The sequence below is a fragment of the Actinomycetospora lemnae genome (assembly GCF_028737315.1).
Lineage (GTDB): Bacteria > Actinomycetota > Actinomycetes > Mycobacteriales > Pseudonocardiaceae > Actinomycetospora > Actinomycetospora lemnae.
Genome location: NZ_JAQZAO010000002.1, coordinates 346,677 through 369,504 on the forward strand (window position 1 = coordinate 346,677; position 22,828 = coordinate 369,504).

Sequence of the window (22,828 nt, forward strand, 5' to 3'; positions counted from 1 at the left end):
CGGATCCGTCGCCCCCGAGGCTATCGACCCGGTTCCACCGCGATCTCAGCCGCTCACGGTCGGACCCGCCCGGTCGAGGTGCACCCGCAGGAGCACCCGGCGCTCCCGGCGCATGGCCTCGTCGTACTCCTCCCAGTCGGGGTGCTCGCCCGCGACCTGCCGGTAGTACGCCCGCAGGCCCTCGAGGGCCTCGGGCTGCTCGACGATCTCGACGCTGCCCTCGACCTGGATCCACCGTCCGAAGAAGCCGTCGGGCAGCACGCAGAGCCACGCCCGGGGCTCGCGGCGCAGGTTCTTCGTCTTCACCGCCGTCTCCCGCGTGCTGACGACCGCCGCGCCGTCGTCGTCGACGCCGACCGCCACCGGCGACATCTGCGGCGCCCCGTCGCCCCGCCGGGTGGCCAGTACCGCGTGGTGCTGCTCGCGGAGCACCTGCCGCGCCTCGTCAAGGTCCATGACCAGAGGTTAGTGAGGCGGCGGCTGGTCAGAACGGCGGCGGATCCGGGTCCTCCTCGGGAGCCATCGCCGGAGGTGGGGGTGGCTGCGCAGGCGCCGACGGGGGCGGGCTGTCCCAGGCCGGTCCGTCGTCGGCGTACCCGCGTGGTTCGGTGCTCGACGGCGTGGTCGGAGGTCGCGGGGCGGGGAGGTCGTCGACCACGGGCCGGGGTCCGCGCTCTAGGTGTGACCGGTGGGGCTGGTCCAGCGGAACCACCCGGGCCGGGGTTGGGTGAGGGTCCATCCCCGGTCCTTGAGGTCGTGGTCGTGTCCGCACGCCGGGTCGAGGTTGGCGGGCAGTGTCCGTCCGTGGTCGGTGACGGCGTGCGTGTGGTCGATCTCGGCCGCGAGCGCGGAGGCCCCGCAGGGCGGGAACACGCACGATCGGTCGCGCATGGTGATCCAGCGCCGCAGCGCCGCGGACGGGAAGCGCGCGAGGGCCTCGTGCGCCCGTGCCCGTCGTCGTGCGGCGATCCGGGCCCAGGCCTCGACGTCGAGGGGGTCGTCCCACGGCCGCTCGGGCTCAGCGGCACGACGTTCGGCCTCCTGGGCAGCGAGATCCTCGTCGTGGGCCGCACGCCAACGGCTCAGCTGCTGCTGCAGGTCGATGAGGAAGGGCGCCCAGCCGTCGTGCTCGCGTGGTCGCAGCCGCGCGAGCCCCGCCTCGGAGACGTGCAGCTCGACCACCGGGCGCGGTGCCCCGGCGAGGGGTGGCTGCTGCGGGGTCGTCGTCGTGTGTGCCGGTCGGCGACCGGCGAGCAGTGCGGCGATGAGCACTCCGCTGTCGTCGGTGACCGCCACCCGCCACTCCGCGTCGGCGTGGGCGGCCGCGAGCTCGCGCGCCAGGCCCGCGGTGATCACGCCCAAGCCGGGCAACCGCGCCGGCCGCTCGTCGAGCTCGAGCAGCGTGTTCAGCCCCACCCGCAGCTCGAACCGGGACTGCCGGGTCGGTCGGCGCCCGCCCGTGGCGCCCAGCGCGTCGTCGGTGCCGACGGCCGGGTCGGCTGCGTGAGGAGGCGCGCTGCCGGGCGGGGTCGGGTCGCCGGTCGGGGTCGAGGTCGGGGTCGAGGTCGGGGTCGGGGCGTCGGTCGGAGTCGGGTCGGCCGGCGGTGTGGGGTCGTCGGGCGGGGCCTGGGCGGGATCGGGGACGCGGCGCGGGCGGGGGTCGTCGTCGTGGCCCATGGCGAGCACCGCGGCCACGATCGCGGCGTCGTCGGCGCCGGCGTTGTCGGGATGGAACAGCGCGAGCACGACGTCGGCGCGGATGGTGTCGATCAGCCCGGGACGTCCGGCCGCCTGCGACCGGGCGGCGAGGGCGTTGATCCGCCGCACCGATCGCACCCCGCCGGGCATCGGCAGGTCCAACGCCGAGAGGTTGACCGTGCCGGCGTCGGTGCACCGAGCCCGGACCCGACGCTGACGGCGAGCCTGCCGGTAGAGCTTCTCCGCCCACGCCGGGTCGAGCGCCTTGGCCAGCGCCTGGATCCGGTCGATCAAGCGCGACGGCGTCATCGCACCGGCCTGGTCGATCAGCTCCGCGATCACCGCGGCGGCGTGCTCCACCGAGAGGGCCGCGGTCCAGCGCACCAGGATCGCCACCCGCTGCTCATCGACCTCCCCCGCCCGCCATGCCGCGCCCAGGCGAGGATGGCGCTGGGCGGCGTCCGCGAGGTCGAGCAACCGCGCCACCGCCGTCCGGGACGCCGAGAGGACCGCCCGCAGCTCGTCACCGGACTCGGCGACGTCCCGCTCGGCCCGCCCACCCGGCGCGTCGGGATCCGCCAGCGCGGCCTCCCGGGCGCACGCGTGGAAGCACGCCTGCTGGTGCGCGAGCTGGCGGCGCTGGGCGGCCACCAGGCGCACCGTCTCGGACGGCGACACCCGCCGCGGATCGAGCCGCTCCAGGACGGCGGCCAGCGCGGCGCCGGCGGGCGTCTCCTCGAGCTCCGCCGGCACCACCTGGTAGCCGTCGTCGAACCCGTGTTCGATGGTAGCGGCTGCCCCCGACACCGGTCTGGCGTCCGCCACATCAGCCATCAGAGCAAGGAGAGCTGCTCGGGGGGCGCCGTGACGACCTCCTCCGGCACCGCGGGCGGCGGCATCGACCCGTCGGGCCAGCCGCCCTTGCCCTCGCGCCCGTCGATGCCCTCGCCGTACCCCTGCCGCCCACCCATCGCGTGCCCGCCGCCGGTGAGTCCGTGGCGCTCGAGCAGCGGCCGGACCCGGGCGGCGAGGTCCGTCCGGTAGGCGGCGTCGACGTAGGCGCCCCGGCGGTAGAGCGCGGCGTAGCGCTCGAGCAGCTCGGGGTGCTCGCGGGCGAGCCAGGCGTGGAACCACTCGCGCGTGCCCGGCCGCAGGTGCAGGGCGAGCACGCTGGCCCCGCTCGCGCCCGCGGCGGCGATCTCGCCGAGCAGCGCCTCGAGGTGCTCGTCGGTGTCGGTGAGCCCGGGCAGCACCGGGGCGACGAACACCCCGCACGGCAACCCGGCGTCGCGGATGCGGCGCACGAGGTCGAGGCGCGCCCGGGGCGTGGGCGTGCCCGGCTCGACGCGGCGGTGGAGCTCGGGGTCGAGCAGGGCGAGCGAGACGCCCACGCCGACCGGGACGTCGCGCGCCGCCGCGGTGAGCTCGGGCAGGTCGCGGGCCAGCAGCGTGCCCTTGGTGAGGATCGAGAACGGCGTCCCCGTGCCGCCGAGCGCCCGGATGATGCCCGGCATGAGCGCGTAGCGGCCCTCGGCCCGCTGGTAGGGGTCGGTGTTGGTGCCCATCGCGACGTGCTCGCGAGCCCAGCGCGGCGAGCGGAGCTCGCGGGCGAGCACCTCGGGCGCGTTGAGCTTCACGACGACCTGGCGGTCGAAGTCGTCGCCCGCGTCGAGGTCGAGGTAGGTGTGGGTGTTGCGGGCGAAGCAGTTGTGGCTGATGACGCCGTCGGCCACGAAGTCGCCGGTGCCGGTGGTGAGGTCGGCCAGCGGGCGCTCACCGCCGAGGTCCTCGACCGCCACCACCGCCCGCCCGCCGGGGGCATCATTCGGCGGCGGTGGCGCCACCGGCGGCGAGCCGGGACGGCGGAAGGCCTCGTCGGCGAGGGTCTCGGCGCCGACGAGCACGTCGCCGACCCGCAGGTGCGGCCGCTCCGTCCCCGCGCACCCCTCCGGCCGGACGTGCACCCAGCCCCGCGGCGTGAGGAACCGGTGGTCCGCGCTCGCCACGAGCGTCGTGCCGTCGACGAGGCGCACCCGCCAGGCGGGCTTCGTCGTCGTCCACGCGTCGTGGACCGGCGTCGGGACGAGGCTGCGCACGCCGCCACGCATCGCCGTGCCCACCACGAGGTCGCCGACCCGGACGTCGGCCAGCCGCACGCTCGTGCCGTCGACCATCAGGACGGGCGTGTCCGGCGCGAGGCAGTAGGTGCACGCGTGGCTGCACCCCCGGTACGGGTTCACCGTCCAGGAGAAGGGCATCGGCGACGCCCCGGGCACCCGGTTGAGCACCGAGCGCGCCCGCACCTCGTGGAAGGTGATGTCGGCGAACTCCGGCGTCCGGACGCTGCGCACCAGCCCCTTGAGCGCGGGCATGCCCGGGAGCTCCTGGGGCCCGCCCGCGACCTTCTGCTCGTCCCACCGCACCGAACCATTCGAACACGTGTTCGAGGGTGCGGCAAGCCACCGACAGCGAGGACCATCATGGGGGTGGACGACGCCCGACGCCTCTGGACCTTGTTCGAGCCGCTGCACGCGGTCACCTACTTCACCGTGGAGGCCCGCACCGCGGCCGACGCCGTGGGGCTGCGCGGGTTCTGGATGGCCTACGTCGCCCAGCGCTCGGCGCCGCTCGGCGCGGTCGGTCCGGAGGTCGCGTACGCCGCCTTCCACGGCTTCCACCGCCTGCGCCTCGAGCGGGCGCTGCCCGACGCCTGGGAGCTCGCCGACCCGGAGCGCTGCCTGACCGCGCGCTCGATCGGTGCGGGCGCCGCGCTGCACCGGCTGCTCGGCGAGGAGACGGCGCACCGGCCGGAGATCGCCGAGGCCGCCGAGCTGGCCGGCGCGGCCGCGGACGCCGCCGACGTCGAGGGCCGGGTGCTCGGCGCCGCGAACCAGGCGCTCCCCCGCCCCGAGGAGCCCGTCCGCGCGCTGTGGCAGGCGATGACGACGCTGCGCGAGCACCGGGGCGACGGCCACGTGGCGGTGCTCGTCGCGTCCGGGCTCGGACCGGTCGCGGCGCACCGGCTCAAGGAGGCCGCCGGGGAGCTCAACGGCTCGACCACCCGGCAGGCGCGTCGCTTCGACGAGGACGACTGGGCCGCCGGCGCGGCGGAGCTCCGGGGGCGCGGCTGGCTGGACGACGCGGGCCGGCTCACCGACGCGGGACGCGCGGGCCACGACGAGATCGAGTCGGCCACCGACCGCCTGGCGGCCCGCCCCTGGGCGGCGCTGGGGCGGGAGGGCACCGACCGGCTCGCCGAGCTCCTCACGCCGCTCTCCGACGCCGTCGTCGCCGGCCACGCCTTCCCGCCCGGCAATCCGGTCGGCCTCGTCCGCTCCTGAGCCACGTTTCGGTACCGTCGGTACGCGGTACTGGGTGGTAACAGCAGGATGGAGCAGAGCTCCGGGACCAGGAGGTGGCGTCCGGTGGTGGAGACGACGCAGCGGGAGGCCCGGCCATGAGTGCCTTCACCCTCGAGCTGACCCCGGCCCACCACGAGCTGGTGCGGCGCGCGCACGCCTTCGCCGAGGACGTCATCCGGCCCGCGGCGCCCAAGTACGACGCCGCCGAGGAGTGCCCCTGGGACATCGTCGACCGCGCGGCGCGCGAGGGCTTCTACAGCCCGCTCTTCTACGCCGACCTCATCGCCGACCCGACCGGCCTGTCGTTGCCGCTGTTCCTCGAGGAGATCTTCTGGGGCTGCGCCGGCATCGGGTTGACCGTCGTCCTGCCCGCCCTCGCCCTCTCGGCGCTCAACCAGGCCGGGACGCCCGAGCAGCTCGCCCGCTGGGCCCCGGAGATGTTCGGTGAGCCCGGCGACATCAAGCTCGCCGCCCTCGCCGTCTCCGAGCCGCAGGGCGGCAGCGACGTCGCGAACCTGCAGACCCGGGCGCGCAAGGACGGCGACTCCTGGGTGCTCGACGGCGAGAAGATCTGGATCGGCAACGGCGGGATCGCCGACGTCACCATCGTCAACGCCGTCGTCGACCCCGAGCTGGGGACCAAGGGCCAGGCGATGTTCGTCGTGCCCAAGGACACACCGGGCATGGAGCAGGTCCGGCGGCTGCGCAAGCTCGGGCACCGCGCCTCGCACACCGCCGAGCTCAAGTTCGAGGGCTGTCGCATCCCCGCCGACCAGCTCCTCGGCGGCGAGGACAAGCTCGAGCACAAGCTGGAGAAGGCGCGCCGGGGCGAGGGCAAGGCCGCGGCCCTGGGCACGTTCGAGCAGACCCGCCCGATGGTCGCGGCGATGGCGCTGGGCGTGGCGCGCGCGGCGTTCGAGTACGCCTGCGCCTACGCCCGCGACCGCGAGGCGTTCGGCGGGCCGATCATCGCCAACCAGGGCGTGTCGTTCCCGCTCGCCGACCTGGCCGCCGACATCGACGCCGCGCGCCTGCTCACCTGGCGGGCGTCGTGGATGGCCGCGAACGGCGTGCCGTTCCAGGTCGGCGAGGGTTCGATGTCCAAGCTCAAGGCCTCGGAGGTCGCCGTGCGCGCCGCCGAGCAGGCCGTGCAGACCTGCGGGGGCTGGGGCTACGTCGACGACCTGCCCGTCGAGAAGTGGTACCGCGACGCCAAGCTCTACACGATCTTCGAGGGCACGAGCGAGATCCAGCGGATGGTCATCGGGCGGACGCTGTCCGACCCCGACTCCACCGCCGAGCCCGTGCACCACCGCCTGCCCGGCGACAAGCGCGGCCTGTCGCGGAAGTTCGGCCACGGGTCGCTGACGCGCGCCCGGGCCGGCGAGGTGTTCATGAAGCTCGCCACCAAGGCACCCGAGCCCGTCCTGCGCCTCGGCGGCAAGCTGGCCTCTCCCGGCACCTGAGGTGCCAGCCTGGCGTCCACGCTGGCACTCAACGCGAGGAAAGCCCCCATCTCAGACAGCACCGCGGGCCCGGCGATGATGGCGCGGTGACCTCCCCGCTGCCACCGGCACGCCGCACCCGCGCGGCGGCGGCTCTGCGTGACGGGGACGACGACGCGCCGACCGGACCGATCCGGGTCGACGGCGAGCCGGTCGCGTCGGAGACCGAGGCCCCGCGTCGGCGGCGTGCCGATGGCGGTCGAGCTGGGGGAGATCCTGGTGTTGAACGCCAGCGTGGCCGCCAGGCTGGCACACCCCGTGCGACGTCCCGGTCGGGGAAACGGCGGCCGGTCGAGGGCGCGGGCCCTGGCCACGGCCACGGCCACGGCCACGGCCACGGCCACGAGGGCGGGGGGCTCGAGGGGGCCTCGGCGCGGCGGGTGCGCGTCCTGCTCGCCGCGCTCCTCGTCCCCTGCGCGCTGGCGGTCCTCGTCGGGTTGGTGACGCTCGCGCCCTCGCCGGGTGAGTACGCCGCGGTCGCCCAGCGCGCCGCGACTGGTCAGGGCGCCCCGGGCCTCGGCTCGCAGACCCCGGTCGACGGCGAGGTCCTGCGCGCCGCGGGCGAGTCCGACTGCACCGACCCCAACCTGCCCGCCCCCGCCCCGGGCGAGGGCTGCGTGGCCGTCACCGTCCGCCTCACCGACGGCCCGGCGCCCGGCACCTCGATCCTCACCCTCGTCCCGGCCACCCCGGGCTCGCCGCGGTTCGCGGTCGGCGACCCGGTCGTCCTCGGCTGGGCGGGCGGCGACCCCGCCGACCCGCTGACCTACACGATCGTCGACTTCCAGCGCGGCACCCCGCTGCTCGTCCTCGGTGCCGCCTTCGCGCTGGCGGTCGTCCTCCTGGGGCGCTGGCAGGGGCTCGCGGCGCTGGTGGCGCTCGGGGTGACGCTCGGGGTGCTCGCGCTGTTCGTGCTCCCGGCGCTGGCCACGGGGTCGTCGCCGGTCCCGGTGGCGCTCACGGCGTCGGGGCTCATCGTCGGCGTCGTGCTGCCGCTGACCCACGGCGTCTCGGCACGCACCGCGACGGCCGCCCTCGGGACGCTCGCGAGCCTCGGGCTGATCGGCGTCCTCGCCGTGGTCTTCGCCGCGCTGTCCCGCCTGACCGGGCTCGGCGAGGAGGCCTCGGAGCTCGCCGGGGTGCTCGGACCGGGGCTGGACCTGCGCGGCCTGCTGCTCGCCGGCGTGATCATCGGCGCGCTGGGGGTGCTCGACGACGTCACCGTCACCCAGACCAGCGCCGTCTGGGAGCTGCACCGCGCAGACCCGGCCACTCGGCTGAACGACCTCTATGGTTCCGCCATGCGTGTCGGTCGGGACCACGTCGCCTCCGCGGTGAACACGCTGGTGCTCGCCTACGCCGGGGCGGCGCTGCCCCTGCTGCTGCTGTTCGGGCTGGCGGGGCGGGGTCTCGGCGACCTGCTCACGGCGGAGGACGTGGCGCAGGAGATCGTGCGGACCCTGGTCGGCAGCATCGGGCTGGTGGCCTCCGTCCCGCTGACCACGCTCCTCGCCGCCGTCGTCGTCCGCGCCGTCAGCACCAGCCCCCGGAGTGAGCCCGCATGAGCCGTCCCGCCCCCCGGGCGCTGCCGCGCGCCGTCGAGTCCGCCCCCAGCGGCATCCTCGACACCGCCCGCGCCCTCGTCGTGGCCTCCACCCGCACGGCCGTCGAGCTCACGCTGAACGGGCCCTCCATCGTGCGCGGCATCGCCGACATCGCCACTTCCGGCGCCCGCACCACCGCCGACCTCAGCCCGCTCGTCGCCGACGCCCTGCGCGCCGTGCCGCGGCTCGTGTCGATGCTCGAGCAGCTCCTGCCCGTCGCCTCGGGGCTGCGCAGCACCCTCGACGAGCTCGCCCCCGACCTGACCCGCCTGTCGTACGCCACCGACGCCCTCGACCGGCTCGCCGGCGCCGTCGACGACCTGCACGCCATCGCCCGCGCCGTCCCGATCCTCGAGCGGATCGCGGGTGCGGTCCCGTCGCTCGACCGGCTCGCCGACGCCGCGCCCGCGCTCACCCGCCTCGGGCAGGCCACCGACGACCTGCACGCCCTCGCCGAGGCCGCCCCGGCCCTGCAGGCGATCGCCGGCGCGGTGCCGGACATCCGCGCACTCACCGAGGCCGTGCCGGCGCTCCAGCAGATCGGCGACGCCCGGGGCGACATCGCCACGCTCGCCCAGGCCGTGCCCGCGCTCCAGCAGATCGGCGACGCCCGCGGCGACATCGCCACCCTGGCCTCGGCCGTGCCCGCCCTCCAGCAGATCGGCGACGCCCGCGGCGACATCGCGGCGCTGGCCGGGGCCGTGCCCGCGCTCCAGCAGATCGGCGAGGCCCGCGGCGACATCGCCACCCTGGCCTCGGCCGTGCCCGCCCTCCAGCAGATCGGCGAGGCCCGCGGCGACATCGCGGCGCTGGCCGGGGCCGTGCCGGCGCTGCAGCAGCTGGGCGAGGCCGCGCCGGTGCTCGACCGGCTCGCGGAGGTGGCCCCGGCGCTGCAGGAGCTCGGCGCCGCCGTGCCGCACCTCGCCGAGCTCGCGGGCGCCGTCCCGACCCTGCAGCAGATCGCCGGGGCCGTCGACGACCTCGGCACGCTGGCCGGCGCCACGAGCGACCTGCGCACGATCGCGGGGGCCACCGGCTCCGTCGCGCAGATCGCGCACGGGGTGCCCTCGGTCGGCCGGCTCGCCGACGCCGTCCCGACCGTCGCCGCCCTCGCCGACGCGGTCCCGACGATCGCCCGGCTGGCCGAGGCCGTCCCGACGCTGTCGTCGCTGGCCGGGGCGGTCGACGACCTGCACGCCCTCACCGCCGCCGTCGACGACCTCCACGCCCTCGCCGAGGCCGCGCCGTCGCTGCAGCAGATGGCCAGCGCGGTGGACGAGGTCCGCAAGCTCAGCGCCGCGGTCGAGCACGTCGAGACCCTCGCCCGGCACGCCGACACCACGTTCCCCGACGTGCCGCCGCGCCTCGAGCACCTCGACACGTCGCTGACGACCGCGGCCGGCGAGCTGCAGAAGGTCAGTCCGGACCTGCGCACCCTCGCCGGGCGCATCGACGACCTCGACGAGCAGATCAAGGTCCTCGCCGACGCCCTCGCCCCGCTGCAGGGCACCACCGAGCGCCTCGGACGCCTCGTGGACCGCCTGCCCTCCGGACGCCGGGGGCGCTCGGGCGAGTAGGAGGGCGCCGCCCGAGATCCGGAGCGCCGCACGCACCCGGCCGAGCGCGGCGGGGTGCGTGACGTACTCCTGACCTCCGGCGCGCCACCTCCTCCCCCGCGACGAACGACGCCCTCGCTGCTCCGGGAGCAGCGAGGGCGTCGTCCGCGTCAGCGGTCCGGCCGTGAAGGACCGGCCGGGGTCAGCGGCCGTGACTACGACCCGGCGCACATCGGCGGCTCGTGGCCGCCGTCGCCGGGCTGCTCGTGGCCGGGCTGCTCCTGGCCGCCCTCCCCGTGACCGTTGTCGGGCTTCTCGTGGCCGGCGTTCGGCGCGTGGCCCTCGGGCTCGTCCTTGCCGCCGTCCTCGTGGCCGTCGTTCGCGCCACCGGTCCCGCCGCCGTTCCCGCCGCCGTTCTCCCCGCCCTCACCGGGCAGTCCGGGGACGGTCGGCTCCTCGCACGGGTCGGTGCCGGGCACCTCGGGCTCGGTGAGCTCGAAGTCGTAGGTCGTGCTCGGCGTCGAGACGAGGTCGACGGCCGCGTCGAGGCCGGGGTTGCCGCTGCCCTGGTTGACGACCACGCCGTTGACGATGATGTCGGGCTGGGCGGTGATGTACTCCGCGAGCGGCTTGTCGCCCCCGCCCGAGCAGGACCGCTGGGACTCCTCGATCACGCCGGGGATGGCGCGCGTGGAGCACCAGTCGCCCGCACCGGCCTGGTAGCGGTTCCACTGACCGGGCGCCGTGCTGACCGCGTTGTAGGCGGGCTCGTAGGTCAGCGTCGAGAAGCCGCCCTCGGCCGCCCCGTTGAAGTCGACGATGAGCTGCAGGCTCGGGAACTGGACCGCGCTCTCGGCGGCACCCTGGTAGGCCGAGTAGGCCGCCGTCGGGATCCACTCCGCGAGCGGCGTGCCCGCGTCCTCGCGGCTGACGATCGACGCCTTCGCCGCGTCGTCGGGCGTCTCCAGGTGCAGGGATGCCTCGCCCCCGCCCGTCGGCGCGCCGAACTCGTCGTCGACCGCGGCGGTCCCGGGAGGACGCGTGTCGAGCGTCGTGAACGGCGCCAGCTCGTCCTCCGGCGTCACGTACGTCGTGCCGACGCCCGGGAGCGCCGGCACGCCGGGCAGTTCCGGGAGCGGTGCGGCGTTGCCCGCTCCGACCATCGTCGCGGCTCCGCCGCCGACGATCAGGGCCCCGGTGGCCGCCAGCGCGACCATCCCCCGACGACCGAGTTTCGCCCTGTGAAGACCCATGCGTGTGGTGTCCTTCCGCCCCTTGGATGACGTGGTCGCCGTCGGCCACCACGCACCGAGTAACGACGAGGACACGGAGGGGTGACGGAATCGTTCATCCGCATGGGGGATCAAGATCAGCCGATGGCACGTCGCGCAACCTCCGGGCGACGTACTCGCCGCGCCGGGGGACGGAGACCTCAGCCGGCCGCCGGCGGCAGGGCCGCGCCGGTGTCCTTGAGCTCCACGCCCGTCAGCTGCCGGCGGAAGGCCTCGTGCATCAGGGCCGCGAGCACCTCGGCCGCGGCGTCGTAGCCGAGCCCGTCGGGCGGGCGGATGTTGGACACGCAGTTGCGCTCGGAGTCGACGCGCCCGGCACGGGGCTCCCAGGTCAGGTAGGCGCCGAGCGAGTCCGGCGACGACATCCCGGGCCGCTCGCCGATGAGCACGAGCACCATCCGCGCCCCGAGCGCCGCGGCGATCTCGTCCCCGAGCGCCACCCGGGACTGCAGGGCGACGACGACCGGCGCCACCGACCAGCCCTCGAGCCGCGGCAGCAGGGCGTCGACGACGGCGACGGCGTGGTCGGCGACCGCGCGCGCCGAGAGCCCGTCGGCGATCACCACGGAGAGGTCGTACTCGCCCTCCGTGAGCCCGTGGTCGGGAGCCAACCGCCGCCCCAGGTCGGGACGCTGCAGGTACTCCGTCCGGTCGGCGACCTGCGAGCGCACCACCGGCCCGGCCCGATCCCCCAGCGCCGCGACGACCGCGTCGACGTCCAGCGCGGTGTGCACGGCGTCGCGGGCCTGGGCGTGGGCGGCGGCGAGGCGGAGGTTCTCGGCGGTCGACAGCCCGTCGCCGGCGCGGCCGAGCCCGACGCGCGCCCGGGTGGCGGCGCGCAGGGTCTCCCACGGATCGGTCGTCGTCATGCCATCAGCGCCCGGATCGGCTCGGGCACGAGCTGCGGCACGCGCCCGGCGTCGTCGAGCAGCCCCACCGAGCCCAGCCACGCCTCGAACTCCGGCGCCGGGCGCAGCCCGAGCGTCTGGCGGACCTGCAGCACGTCCTGGAACGACAGCGACTGGTAGTTGAGCATGATGTCGTCGCCGCCCGGCACGGTGATGACGAACCCGCACCCCGCCGCCCCGAGCGTGAGCAGCAGCGTGTCGGTGTCGTCGGCGTCGGCCTCGGCGTGGTTGGTGTAGCAGACGTCGACGCCCATGGGGACGCCGAGCAGCTTGCCGCAGAGGTGGTCCTCGAGCCCGGCGCGCAGGATCTGCTTGCCGTCGTAGAGGTACTCCGGCCCGATGAAGCCGACGACGGTGTTGACCAGCAGCGGGTCGAACGCCCGGCACACCGCGTACGCGCGGGCCTCGAGGGTCTGCTCGTCGACGCCGTGGTGGGCGTCCGCGGAGAGCGCGGAGCCCTGCCCGGTCTCGAAGTAGGTGACGTTGTCGCCGACCGTGCCGCGGTGCAGCTCGGAGGCTGCGGCATGGGCCTCGCGGAGCTGGTCGAGCGTCACGCCGAAGCCCCGGTTGGCCGCCTGGGTGCCGGCGACCGACTGGAACACCAGGTCGACCGGCGCCCCCTGCTCGAGCAGCTCGAGCGTCGTCGTGACGTGGGTCAGCACGCACGACTGGATCGGGGCGTCGAGGCGGCGGCGGGCGTCGTCGACGAGCTCGAGCAGCGCGCGGACCGTCGAGGGCCGGTCGGTCGCCGGGTTGATCCCGACCACCGCGTCCCCGGCACCGTGCAGCAGCCCGTCGACGAGCGAGGCGGTGATGCCGACGGCGTCGTCGGTGGGGTGGTTGGGCTGCAGCCGCGTCGCGAGCCGCCCCTCGAGCCCGATCGTGGTGCGCAGGGCGGTGACGACGCGGGTCTTGCGGGCGACGGCGACGAGGTCGCCGACGCGCATGAGCTTGCTCGTCGCCGCCACCATCTCCGGGGTGAGGCCGGGGGCCAGCGCCGTGAGCGCCGCGGTGTCGGCCTCCCAGCTCAGCAGCCAGTCCCGGAACCCGCCGACGGTCAGCGAGCGCACCGGCGCGAACGCCTCGGCGTCGTGCGAGTCCATGATCAGCCGGGTGACGTCGTCGTCCTCGTAGGGCACGACGGCCTCGTCGAGGAAGTGCGCGAGCGGCACATCGGCGAGCACCGTCTGGGCGGCGACGCGCTCGGCGGCCGACTCCGCGGCCACGCCGGCGAGCACGTCGCCGGAGCGCAGCGGGGTGGCCTTGGCGAGCAGATCGCGCAGGTCGGCGAACGAGTACGAGTGGCCCCCGAGCGTGGTCTGGAACGTCCCCCGTCGCTGCGCTCGCCCCGGCATGCTCATTCCAGCTCCTCCTCCGCCTTCGCCAGTGCCGCGAACTCCTCGTCGGGCGCGGCCGCGACGAGGTGGTGACGCGAGTACAGCCCGAAGTAGGCCATGAGGACGGCGAACGCGCCCAGCGCGCAGAGGGCGGCGACGACGTCGACGAGGAACGTGGCGACCACCGCGGCGAGGGCGAGGACGAGCGCGACGCCGGTGGTGATGCGCCCGCCCGGCGTCCGGTACGGCCGCGGCAGCTCGGGGTTCCGGACCCGCAGCACCTGGTGGGCGACCATCATCAGCACGTACGACAGGGTCGCCCCGAACACGGCGAGGTTGATGAGGATGTCGCCGTTGCCGAACGCGGCGAGGACGAAGCCGATCGCCGCCGGGATGACGAGCGCCAGCGTCGGGGCCTTGCGGCTGTTGGTCCTCGACAGCACGCGGGGCAGGTAGCCCGCGCGCGAGAGGGCGAAGGTCTGCCGCGAGTAGGCGTAGATGATCGAGAAGAAGCTCGCGATCAGCCCGAGCAGGCCGATGTAGTTGACGGTGGTCGAGAGCCAGGACGGGCCGCCGAGCCCGGTCTCCAGGGCGCTGACCAGCGGGTTCTCGCTCTCCGACAGCGCCTGGGCGCCCTGGGCGCCGGGTGCGAGCAGCAGCACCGCGGCCGCGGCGACGACGAGCACGGCCATCGCGACGATGATGCCGCGCGGCACCGCGCGCACGGGGTCGCGCGCCTCCTCGGCGGCGAGCGGGACGCCCTCGACGGCGAGGAAGAACCAGATCGCGAACGGGAAGCTCGCCCACACCCCGACCAGGCCGAACGGCAGCAGCGGCGAGGCGCCGGCGGCGTCGGTGACGGGGATGTCGGTGAGGTTCGCGGCGTCGAACGACAGGATGCCGCCGACCGCGAAGAGCACCAGGCCGACGACGGCGATCGCGGCGATGACGAACGTGGCCTTGAGGGCCTCGCCGACGCCGAGCAGGTGCACGCCGACGAAGACCACGTAGCAGGCGAGGTAGACCCACCAGCCGTCGGTGATCCCGAACAGGCCGAGCGACTCCACGTAGCCGCCGATGAAGGTCGCGATGGCCGCAGGGGCGACGGCGTACTCGAGGAGGATCGCCGCGCCCGTGGCGAAGCCGCCCCAGGGACCCATGGCGACGCGGGCGAAGGTGTAGCCGCCGCCGGCCGCCGGGAGCGCCGAGGACATCTCGGCCAGGCCCAGCACCATGCACGTGTACATGACGGCCATGAGCACCGCGGCGACCGCGAGCCCGCCCCAGCCGCCCTGGGCGAGACCGAAGTGCCAGCCGGCGTAGTCGCCGGAGATCACGTACGCGACGCCGAGCCCCGCCAGCAGCACCCAGCTCGCCGAGCCGGCCCGCAGCTGGCGCGCGGCGAGGTAGTCGCTGCTCCCCGTGCCCGATCCCGGAGTCGACTCGACCTGTTCCGCCATCCGTGTCCCCTTCTCCTCGCCCCCGGAGCGCACAGCGTGAGGCAGGCGTGAAGTCCGTGGGTGACGATCGGGTTGCGATCGCCGACCAGCGCCCTCGCCCACCGGACACCTCCCCACGGACGCACCCGTGCGGCACGCTGTCGCGCGTGGACGAGAGCGCCCCGCTACGGGTCGGGTCGGCGCTGCCCGATCCCCCGTTCGAGCTCGACGGCACGGCGCAGGCGGGCGGCGCGATCGGCTTCGACCCGGCCGTCATGCAGGAGGTGTGCCGGCGCCTCGGGCGGGAGTACGTCCTCGTGCGCTACGAGGCCGACGACTTCGACGGCATCTTCGCCGGCCTCGACCAGGGCTCGTACGACGTCGTGGCCTCCGGGGCGACGATCACCGCGCACCGGCGCACGCTGGCCCGGTTCTGCCGCCCGCACGTGCGCTCCGGCCAGAGCCTCGTCGTCGACCGCCGCCGCCACCCCGACGTCCGCACCGTCGACGACCTCGCCGGCGGCATCCTCGGGGTGCAGCGGGGCAACACCTCCGAGCCGGTGGCCGAGGAGCTCGCCCGCGCCGGCCGGGTCGCGGCCGTCCGGCACTACGCCTACCACGACATCCTGATCGCGCTGGACGACGTCGCCGCGGGCCGGGTCGACGGCTTCATGAAGCTCGAGCCGGTCATGCGCTGGCTCACCCGCGACCGCCCCGGCCTCGCCGTCGTCCAGACCGGCATCACGCAGGAGGAGATCGGCGTGGCCGTCCGCCGCGACGACGCCGAGCTGGCCGATCGGCTCGACGGTGTCCTCGACGAGCTGCGCGGCGACGGCACCCTCGCCCGCCTCGGCCGCGAGTGGCTCGGCACCGACGCCCCGGGCACCACGACCGCGGTGCTGTCGTGACCCGCTCGTCCCGAGCTCGACGCCGGACCCGGCGGATCCTCAGGCGGTCGTCGTGTCGCTCCGGGGGCGGACGGTGGCCGGCTGCGCGTCGGTGTCGTCGGTGTCGTCGAGGCCGCGACGGCTCGTCTCCCCCGCCGCGAGGACGCAGACCACGGTGAGCACGCAGCAGGCCGCGATGACCACCGACACGAGCAGCGCGCTGCCCGAGCCCTGCAGCAGGCTCGCGAACACGACCGGCCCGAGCCCGGCCCCGATGCCCGCGACCTGGTAGCCCAGCGAGGCCCCGGTGTAGCGGGCGCGGGTGGAGAACAGCTCGGTGTAGAGCGCCGCCAGCGGCCCGTACATCGCCGCGTGCACGACGCCCTGGCCGACGACGACGCCGAGCACGAGCAGCGCGGTCGAGCCCGAGTCGACCAGCGGGAAGAGCAGGAACGCCCACACCGTCATCGCGAGGGCCCCGACGAGCACCACCGGGCGCCGGCCCACCCGGTCCGACAGCGCCGCGAAGCCGATGATGCCGACGATCGCGGCGATCGAGGACACCGTCAGGGCGTTGAGCACGGTCTGGCGGGCGAAGCCGGCCTGCACGGCGTAGGCGATGACGAACGTGGTGAGCACGCCCTGCGCGACGAAGGCGCCGAACCCGATACCGATCGAGAGCAGCAGGTTGCGCGGGTGGCGGCGCAGCACCTCGAGCAGCGGCGGTGCCGAGGGCGCGGCGTCGCTGCTCGCGCGGGCGAACACCGGCGTCTCCTCGACGCGGGCCCGCACGAACAGCCCGACGGCGAGCAGCACCGCGGAGAGCAGGAACGGGATGCGCCAGCCCCAGGAGAGGAAGCCCTGCTCGCCCGCGACGGCCGCCGCCCCGGCGAGCGCGGCCGTGGAGAGCACCATGCCGCTCGGCGCGCCCGCGTTGGTGAAGCTCGCCCAGAGCCCGCGGCGCGACGTCGCGTGCTCGGCGGACATGAGGACCGCCCCGCCCCACTCGCCGCCGACCGCGACACCCTGCAGCACGCGCAGCAGGACCAGCAGGATCGGGGCCCAGACGCCGATCTGGGCGTAGGTGGGCAGCACCCCGATGAGCACGCTGACGACGCCCATCAGCGTCATGGTCACGACCAGCATCTTCTTGCGCCCGACGCGGTCACCGAAGTGCCCGAACAGGATGCCGCCGAGCGGCCGCGCGAGGTAGCCGGTGGCCAGCGTCCCGAAGCTCGCGACGGTGCCCACCAGGGGGTCGAGCGTCGAGAAGAAGACCTTGGCGAACACGACCGCCGACGCCGTGGCGTAGAGCAGGAAGTCGTAGTACTCGATGACACTGCCCAGGTAGCTGGACAGCACCGCCCGCCGGAGCTGGGTCCGCGAGCGGGCGTCGGCCTCGGCCACGCCGGACCTCCTCGTCGTGTGTGGTCGCGGTCACGGGATCGCGGGGTCAATGTAGGCATCTCGCCGACGGCCGTCAACGATGTGCCCAACATCATGAGCGCTACGCTGCCCCGCGTGTCCGAGCACGACGTCGAGCCCCAGCACGACGTCGAGGTCGAGCCCGACGTCGAGCCGGACGCCGACGCACCCCGACCCCAGGCGATGCTGCTGACCTTCCTCGGCGGCTACCTGCTCGGCCGCGGCGTGCACGTGGCGACGAGCAGCCTCGTCGACGTCCTCGGCCGCGCCGGCGTCTCCGAGCACGCGACCCGCTCGACGGTGAGCCGCATGGCGCGCCGCGACCAGATCCACCGCGTACGCCGCGGGCGGCAGGTCTACGTCGGCCCGACCCCGGCGACCCGCGAGGTCCTGCGCGACGGCGACGCGCGCATCTGGCGCACCGACGTCGTCAACACCCACTGGGACGGGTCCTGGACGCTGCTGTCGTTCTCGCTGCCCGACGCCTGGGCCCGCGAGCGGCACCTGCTGCGGGCGCGCCTGTCGTGGGCCGGGTTCGGGCCCCTGCAGGGCGGGCTGTGGATCGCGCCGGGCGACGTCGACGTCCGGGCGCTCGCCGACGGACTGGGGCTGGAGGGGAGGCTGCGCGCGTTCGGGGCCCGCGCGCTCGACGGGACCGACGTCGACGCCCTCGTCCGCGACGCCTGGGACCTGCCCGCCCTCGCCGCGCGCTACCAGGCGTTCCGGGCCCGCTGGGGCGACGCCGCGTCGCGCCCGCACCTGCCCGACCCGCTCGCGGCCCAGCTCGTCCTGCAGACCGACTGGCTGCAGGCGATCCGCCGCGACCCCCGGCTGCCCCGGCGCCACCTGCCGCCCGACTGGCCCGCCGAGCCCGCCCACGCCCTGTTCCGCGACCTGTACACGACCTTCGAGCCGGGCGCCCGCACCGGCGCCGCCGCCCTCGACGTCATCCCCGACGAGGAGGCGACCGACCGACCTCCGTGAGCGGAATTCCGAGCTATAGCTCGGAATTCCGCTCACATGAGGTTCGTCCGGCAGCGGTTCAGCAGAGTGCGCAGGGCGGCGCGCTCGTCGGAGGCGAGGCCGGTCAGCATGCGCTCCTCGACGTCGGCGGCGCCGGGCTCGACGCGGGCCAGCAGCGCGCGACCCTCGTCGGAGAGCCCGATGAGCACGCGCCGCCCGTGGGTGGGGTCGGGGGTGCGCGTGATCCAGTGCCCGCGCTCGAGGGCGGCGAGCAGGTCCCCCATCGCCTGCGGGCTCACGAACGCGTTGCGGGCGAGCTCCGCCCCCGTCTGCCCCTCACGGCGCGCGAGGACCGTCAGGGCGGTCCACTGCGGGACCGTGACGCCGGTGCTGCGCAGCAGGTCGTCGAGGCGCGCGCGCACCGCCAGCTCGACCTGCTTGACCGCGTAGAGCAGCGACGGCCCGGACGCCGCCACCCCCGGCTCCGCTCCCGGTGCCGCCACCGTCGTCCCCCCTCGTCCACTTCCGCTCCCGCGCGACGCGCTCTAGTATCAAGATTCCTGATACTTCAAGGAGTGTGCCATGAGCGCGACGCCGCGCGCTGCCCTCGTCCCCGGATTGGGGACGTGGCCGGCTCGCCGGGCCCGGGCCGCTGCGCACCGCCCGGCGCTGGTCGGTCCCGGCCGGACGCTGACCTACGGCGAGCTCGCGGCGCGCGTCGACCGCCTCGCCGCCGACCTGCGCGCCCGGGGCGTCGGCGCCGGCGACCGGGTCGCCCAGGTCGGCGTCAACGCCGTCAGCGTGCTCGAGACCTTCTTCGCGGTCTGGCGCCTCGGCGCGATCGTCGTCCCGCTCAACCACCGTCTCGCCCCCGCCGAGATCGCCTACATGCTCGCCGACTCCGGCGCCGCGCTCCTCGTGGCGGGCGAGGACGCCGCGGCGCTCGTGGCCGCGGCCGCCCCGCCCTGCCCGGTGACCTGGACCGACGCCGGCTTCGAGGATGTCGCGACCAACGGCCCGACGCTCGACGACGCGCCCGACGTCGGCCCCGAGAACCCGGCGATCCTCCTCTACACCTCGGGCACCACCGGGCGACCGAAGGCCGCGGTGCTCAGCCACGGCAACCTCACCTGGAACACCGTCAACCAGCTCGCCGACACCGACGTCGCGAGCACCGACCGCGCCCTGTGCATCGCCCCGCTCTTCCACTGCGTGGGCCTCGGTCAGATCACCCTGCCGACCCTGCTCAAGGGCGGCTCGGTCGAGCCGCTCCCCCGCTTCGACCCGGGCGCGGTGCTCGCCCGCATCGGCGAGGCCGGCATCACGAGCTTCTCCGCGGTGCCCACGATGTTGCAGATGATGGTCGAGGACCCGGGCTGGGAGGCCGCGGAGCTCGGCACGCTGCACACGGTGCTCTACGGCGGCTCGCCGGTGCAGGAACGCGTCGCCCGCGCCTGGCTCGAGCGCGGCGTGCGCCTGCAACAGGGCTACGGCATGACCGAGGCCTCGCCCGGCGTGTGCATGGTGCCCCGCGAGGGCGACCCCGGCCGGCCCGTCTCGGTCGGCGTCCCGCACTTCTTCACCGACACCGCGATGCTGCGCGACGGCGTCCGCGACGGGCTGCCCGGCGAGCCCGCCGAGCTCCTCGTGCGCGGCCCGCACGTCTTCGGCGGCTACTGGGAGCGTCCCGCGGAGTCCGCGGCCGCGTTCGTCGACGGCGACTGGTTCCGCACCGGCGACGTCCTGCGCGTCGACGACGACGGCTGGGCCGACGTCGTCGACCGGGTCAAGGACGTGATCATCTCCGGCGGGGAGAACATCTACCCCGCCGAGGTCGAGGCCGTGCTCGTCGCGCGCGACGAGGTCGCCGACGCCGCCGTCGTCGGGGTGCCCGACGAGCGCTGGGGCGAGGTCGGCGCGGCGTACGTGCAGCTCCGGCCGGGTCGGGCGCTCGACGAGGACGCCCTGCGCGCCCACCTCGAGGCGCACCTGGCCCGCTACAAGATCCCGAAGTACCTGGTCGCCGTCGACGCGCTGCCCCGCAACGCGACCGGCAAGATCCGCCGTGTGGAGCTGCGGGGACGTGCGGTCCCCGCGGCGGGAGGAGTCCGATGAGCACCGCCCCCGAACCGGACGACACCGTGGCGTCCCTGCTGCCCCGGTCCCTGACGCTCCACCGCGACGGGCCGGTCGCGGTCCTGCGGCTCGCGCGCCCCGCCAAGCGCAACGCGCTCGACGACACCACGGTGCGCGGCCTCGAGACCTTCTTCACCGCACCGCCCGCCGACGTGCGCGCCGTCGTCCTCGACGCCGAGGGCGACCACTTCTGCGCGGGCCTCGACCTCGCCGAGCTCGGCGCCACCGACGCCGTCACCGGCGTCGAGCACTCCCGGTTCTGGCACCGCGTCTTCGACCGCATCGAGCACGGGCGCCTGCCGGTCGTCACCGTGCTCAAGGGCGCCGTCGTCGGCGGCGGGCTGGAGCTCGCCGCGGCCACGCACATCCGGGTCGCCGAGCCCAGCGCCTTCTTCGCGCTGCCCGAGGGCCGGCACGGGCTGTTCGTCGGCGGCGGCGGGTCGGTGCGCATCCCCAAGCTCATCGGCGTGCCGCGGATGACCGACATGATGCTCACCGGCCGCGTCCTCGACGCCGAGGAGGCCCTCGCGCTCGGCGTCGCCACCTACCGCACCGAGCCCGGCGGCGGCTTCGCCCAGGCCCTCGAGCTGGCCCACCGGGTGGCCGCCAACCCGCCGGTCAGCACGTTCGCCGTGCTCCAGGCCCTGCCCCGGATCGCCGCCGCGCGCGACGAGGAGGGCTACCTCATGGAGGCGCTCATGGCCGCGATCTCCTCGAGCAGCAGCGAGGCCCAGGACCGCATGACGGCCTTCCTCGCGGGCCGCGCCGGGAAGGTGCGCTAGATGGCGCCGATGGGTCAGCCGCCCGAGGGCACCGTCACCGCCCGCTTCGTCGCGTACCTCGCGCGCGAGCGCGGGCTGCGGTTCGACGACTACGCCGCCCTGCACCGCTGGTCGGTCACCGACCTCGACGGCTTCTGGTCCGCGGTCACCGAGTTCTTCGGCGTGCGGTTCCACGACGCCCCGACCGCCGTGCTCGCGCGCCGGGAGATGCCGGGCGCGCAATGGTTCCCGGGCGCCACGCTGAACTACGCGGAGCAGGCGCTCGCGCACGACGCCGGTATCGATCCCCAGGGTCCGGCTCTCCTCGCCCACTCCCAGACCCGCGACGACCAGACCTGGACCTGGGCGGAGCTCCGCGACGCCGTCGCCCGCGCCCGCGCCGGTCTCCAGCGCCTCGGGGTCCGCCGCGGCGACCGGGTCGTCGCCTACGCCCCGAACATCCCCGAGACGGTCGTCGCGCACCTCGCCGCCGCGAGCCTCGGAGCCGTGTGGGCGTCGTGCGCGCCGGAGTTCGGGGCGCGCAGCGTGGTCGACCGGTTCGCGCAGATCGAGCCGACCGTCCTGCTCGCCGTCGGCGGCTACGTCTACGGCGACAAGCCGATCGACCGCACCGACGAGGTCGCCGCCGTGCGCGCCGCCCTGCCGACCGTGCGCCACGTCGTCGAGGTCCCCTACGGCCCGGGCACCGTCCCCGACGCGACGCCGTGGGCCGAGCTCGTCGGCACCCCCGCCGAGCCCGCCTTCGACCCGGTCCCGTTCGACCACCCGCTGGTCGTGCTCTTCTCCTCGGGCACCACCGGCCCGCCGAAGGCGATCGTCCACGGGCACGGCGGGATCACCGTCGAGCACCTCAAGAACCACGGCCTCGCCTGGGACGTGCAGCCCGGCGACCGCATGCTCTGGTTCACGACGACGGCCTGGATGATGTGGAACGCCCTGGTCAGCGGCCTGCTGCACCGTGCGACGCTGATCCTCGTCGACGGGAACCCGCTGCACCCCGACGTGTCCTGGCAGTGGCGCCTGGCCGCCCGGGCGGGCGCGACGCACTTCGGCGCCTCCCCCGGCTTCCTCATGGCCTGCCGCGGCCAGGGCGTCCACCCCGCGGTCGAGAACGACCTCGGGCCCCTGCGCCAGGTCTGCGTGGCCGGCAGCCCGCTGCCGCCCGAGGGCTACCGCTGGGTCGCCGAGGAGTTCGGCCCGGACGTGCTGCTGCTCGTCGGCAGCGGCGGCACCGACGTCTGCACGGGGATCGTGCAGGGCGGGCCGTGGCAGGAGGTCGTCGAGGGCGAGATCTCCGGCCCGGAGCTCGGGGTCGACGCCGCCGCCTTCGACCCGGACGGGAACGAGGTCGTCGGCGAGCGCGGCGAGCTCGTCATCCGGGCGCCGATGCCGTCGATGCCGCTGTGCTTCTGGAACGACCCGGACGGCTCCCGGCTGCGCGCGGCCTACTTCGACACCTACCCCGGCGTCTGGCGCCACGGCGACTGGGTGCGCTTCGCCCCGTCGGGCTCGGTCGTCGTGTCCGGGCGCTCGGACGCGACGCTCAACCGGGGCGGCGTGCGGCTCGGGACCGCCGAGTTCTACGCCGTGGTCGAGGAGATGCCCGAGGTCGCCGACAGCCTCGTCGTGCACCTCGAGGACCCGGCCGGCGGGCCGGGCGAGCTGCTGCTGTTCCTCGTCCCGGCGCCCGGGTACGTGGTGGACGACGCGCTCGTCGCCAAGGTCCGCGCCGAGCTGCGCTCCGCCCTCTCGCCGCGCCACGTGCCCGACCGCGTCCACGCCGTCGCGAGCGTGCCGCGGACCCGCACGGGCAAGAAGCTCGAGGTGCCCGCCAAGCGGATCCTGCTCGGGGCCGACCCGGACGCCGTCGCCTCGCGGGACTCGCTGGCCGACGCCTCGGCGCTGGACGCGTTCGTGGGGCTCGCGCCGTGAGG

General features: G+C 75.3%; 18 protein-coding genes. 9 read left to right on the forward strand and 9 right to left on the reverse strand.

The window, feature by feature from the left end:
• Positions 1-45 precede the first annotated feature (45 nt).
• From PGB27_RS05350 to PGB27_RS05360, 3 genes are all read right to left on the reverse strand, one after another.
• On the reverse strand, positions 46-456 hold the full coding sequence (locus PGB27_RS05350) for a PPOX class F420-dependent oxidoreductase (RefSeq protein WP_274199305.1): 411 nt from the start codon (positions 454-456) through the stop codon (positions 46-48).
• 219 nt (positions 457-675) lie between these two features.
• A complete protein-coding gene (locus PGB27_RS05355; RefSeq protein ID WP_274199306.1) occupies positions 676-2,532 on the reverse strand; it encodes an HNH endonuclease signature motif containing protein in 1,857 nt (618 codons plus the stop codon).
• Positions 2,532-4,121, reverse strand: a complete 1,590-nt coding sequence (locus PGB27_RS05360) for an Rv2578c family radical SAM protein (protein WP_274199307.1) — start codon at positions 4,119-4,121, stop codon at positions 2,532-2,534. Before PGB27_RS05360 ends, PGB27_RS05355 begins: the two co-directional genes overlap by 1 nt.
• Positions 4,122-4,184: 63 nt before the next feature.
• Between PGB27_RS05360 and PGB27_RS05365 the strand changes: the two genes are divergently transcribed.
• From PGB27_RS05365 to PGB27_RS05380, 4 genes are all read left to right on the forward strand, one after another.
• Entirely contained in the window at positions 4,185-5,039 is an 855-nt protein-coding gene (locus PGB27_RS05365; protein WP_274199308.1) for an SCO6745 family protein, read from the forward strand.
• Positions 5,040-5,155: 116 nt separating this feature from the next.
• The gene (locus PGB27_RS05370; protein WP_274199309.1) at positions 5,156-6,526 is read left to right on the forward strand and encodes an acyl-CoA dehydrogenase family protein; all 1,371 of its coding nucleotides are present in this window, start codon (positions 5,156-5,158) and stop codon (positions 6,524-6,526) included.
• 419 nt (positions 6,527-6,945) lie between these two features.
• On the forward strand, positions 6,946-8,130 hold the full coding sequence (locus PGB27_RS05375) for a YibE/F family protein (protein WP_274199310.1): 1,185 nt from the start codon (positions 6,946-6,948) through the stop codon (positions 8,128-8,130).
• Positions 8,127-9,746, forward strand: coding sequence for a hypothetical protein (locus tag PGB27_RS05380; protein ID WP_274199311.1), 1,620 nt, complete (start codon positions 8,127-8,129; stop codon positions 9,744-9,746). Before PGB27_RS05375 ends, PGB27_RS05380 begins: the two co-directional genes overlap by 4 nt.
• Positions 9,747-9,940: 194 nt before the next feature.
• Here PGB27_RS05380 and PGB27_RS05385 read toward each other — a convergent pair whose 3' ends face one another.
• From PGB27_RS05385 to eat, 4 genes are all read right to left on the reverse strand, one after another.
• Positions 9,941-10,942 carry a hypothetical protein gene (locus PGB27_RS05385; RefSeq protein WP_274199312.1) on the reverse strand — a complete coding sequence of 334 codons (1,002 nt, stop codon included), beginning with the start codon at positions 10,940-10,942 and terminating at the stop codon, positions 9,941-9,943.
• A 215-nt stretch (positions 10,943-11,157) separates the two neighbouring features.
• Complete coding sequence (gene eutC / locus PGB27_RS05390; protein ID WP_274199313.1) at positions 11,158-11,886, reverse strand: ethanolamine ammonia-lyase subunit EutC; 729 nt, start codon at positions 11,884-11,886, stop codon at positions 11,158-11,160.
• The gene (locus PGB27_RS05395) at positions 11,883-13,286 is read right to left on the reverse strand and encodes an ethanolamine ammonia-lyase subunit EutB (RefSeq protein ID WP_274199314.1); all 1,404 of its coding nucleotides are present in this window, start codon (positions 13,284-13,286) and stop codon (positions 11,883-11,885) included. Before PGB27_RS05395 ends, eutC begins: the two co-directional genes overlap by 4 nt.
• Entirely contained in the window at positions 13,283-14,722 is a 1,440-nt protein-coding gene (gene eat / locus PGB27_RS05400) for an ethanolamine permease (protein WP_274199315.1), read from the reverse strand. The genes PGB27_RS05395 and eat overlap by 4 nt, the downstream gene beginning before the upstream one ends.
• Positions 14,723-14,868: 146 nt before the next feature.
• Here eat and PGB27_RS05405 point away from each other — a divergent pair, with 146 nt between their 5' ends.
• Positions 14,869-15,609, forward strand: coding sequence for an ABC transporter substrate-binding protein (locus PGB27_RS05405; protein ID WP_274199316.1), 741 nt, complete (start codon positions 14,869-14,871; stop codon positions 15,607-15,609).
• A 39-nt stretch (positions 15,610-15,648) separates the two neighbouring features.
• Here the strand turns inward: PGB27_RS05405 and PGB27_RS05410 are convergent, their stop codons facing one another.
• Positions 15,649-16,995, reverse strand: a complete 1,347-nt coding sequence (locus tag PGB27_RS05410; RefSeq protein ID WP_274199317.1) for an MFS transporter — start codon at positions 16,993-16,995, stop codon at positions 15,649-15,651.
• Positions 16,996-17,109: 114 nt separating this feature from the next.
• Here PGB27_RS05410 and PGB27_RS05415 point away from each other — a divergent pair, with 114 nt between their 5' ends.
• Entirely contained in the window at positions 17,110-17,997 is an 888-nt protein-coding gene (locus PGB27_RS05415) for a PaaX family transcriptional regulator (protein ID WP_274199318.1), read from the forward strand.
• A 32-nt stretch (positions 17,998-18,029) separates the two neighbouring features.
• On the opposite strand, the gene PGB27_RS05420 is transcribed toward PGB27_RS05415, so the two are convergent.
• Positions 18,030-18,452 carry a MarR family winged helix-turn-helix transcriptional regulator gene (locus PGB27_RS05420; RefSeq protein WP_274199319.1) on the reverse strand — a complete coding sequence of 141 codons (423 nt, stop codon included), beginning with the start codon at positions 18,450-18,452 and terminating at the stop codon, positions 18,030-18,032.
• A 106-nt stretch (positions 18,453-18,558) separates the two neighbouring features.
• On the opposite strand from PGB27_RS05420, the gene PGB27_RS05425 reads away from it, so the two are divergent.
• From PGB27_RS05425 to PGB27_RS05435, 3 genes are read left to right on the forward strand one after another with little or no spacing between them, the layout of a single operon-like run.
• Positions 18,559-20,091, forward strand: coding sequence for an acyl-CoA synthetase (locus PGB27_RS05425; RefSeq protein WP_274199320.1), 1,533 nt, complete (start codon positions 18,559-18,561; stop codon positions 20,089-20,091).
• Positions 20,088-20,894: a crotonase/enoyl-CoA hydratase family protein gene (locus tag PGB27_RS05430; protein ID WP_274199321.1), complete on the forward strand. Its 807-nt coding sequence runs from the start codon at positions 20,088-20,090 to the stop codon at positions 20,892-20,894. The genes PGB27_RS05425 and PGB27_RS05430 overlap by 4 nt, the downstream gene beginning before the upstream one ends.
• On the forward strand, positions 20,895-22,826 hold the full coding sequence (locus PGB27_RS05435; RefSeq protein WP_274199322.1) for an acetoacetate--CoA ligase: 1,932 nt from the start codon (positions 20,895-20,897) through the stop codon (positions 22,824-22,826).
• The last annotated feature ends 2 nt before the right edge of the window (positions 22,827-22,828 follow it).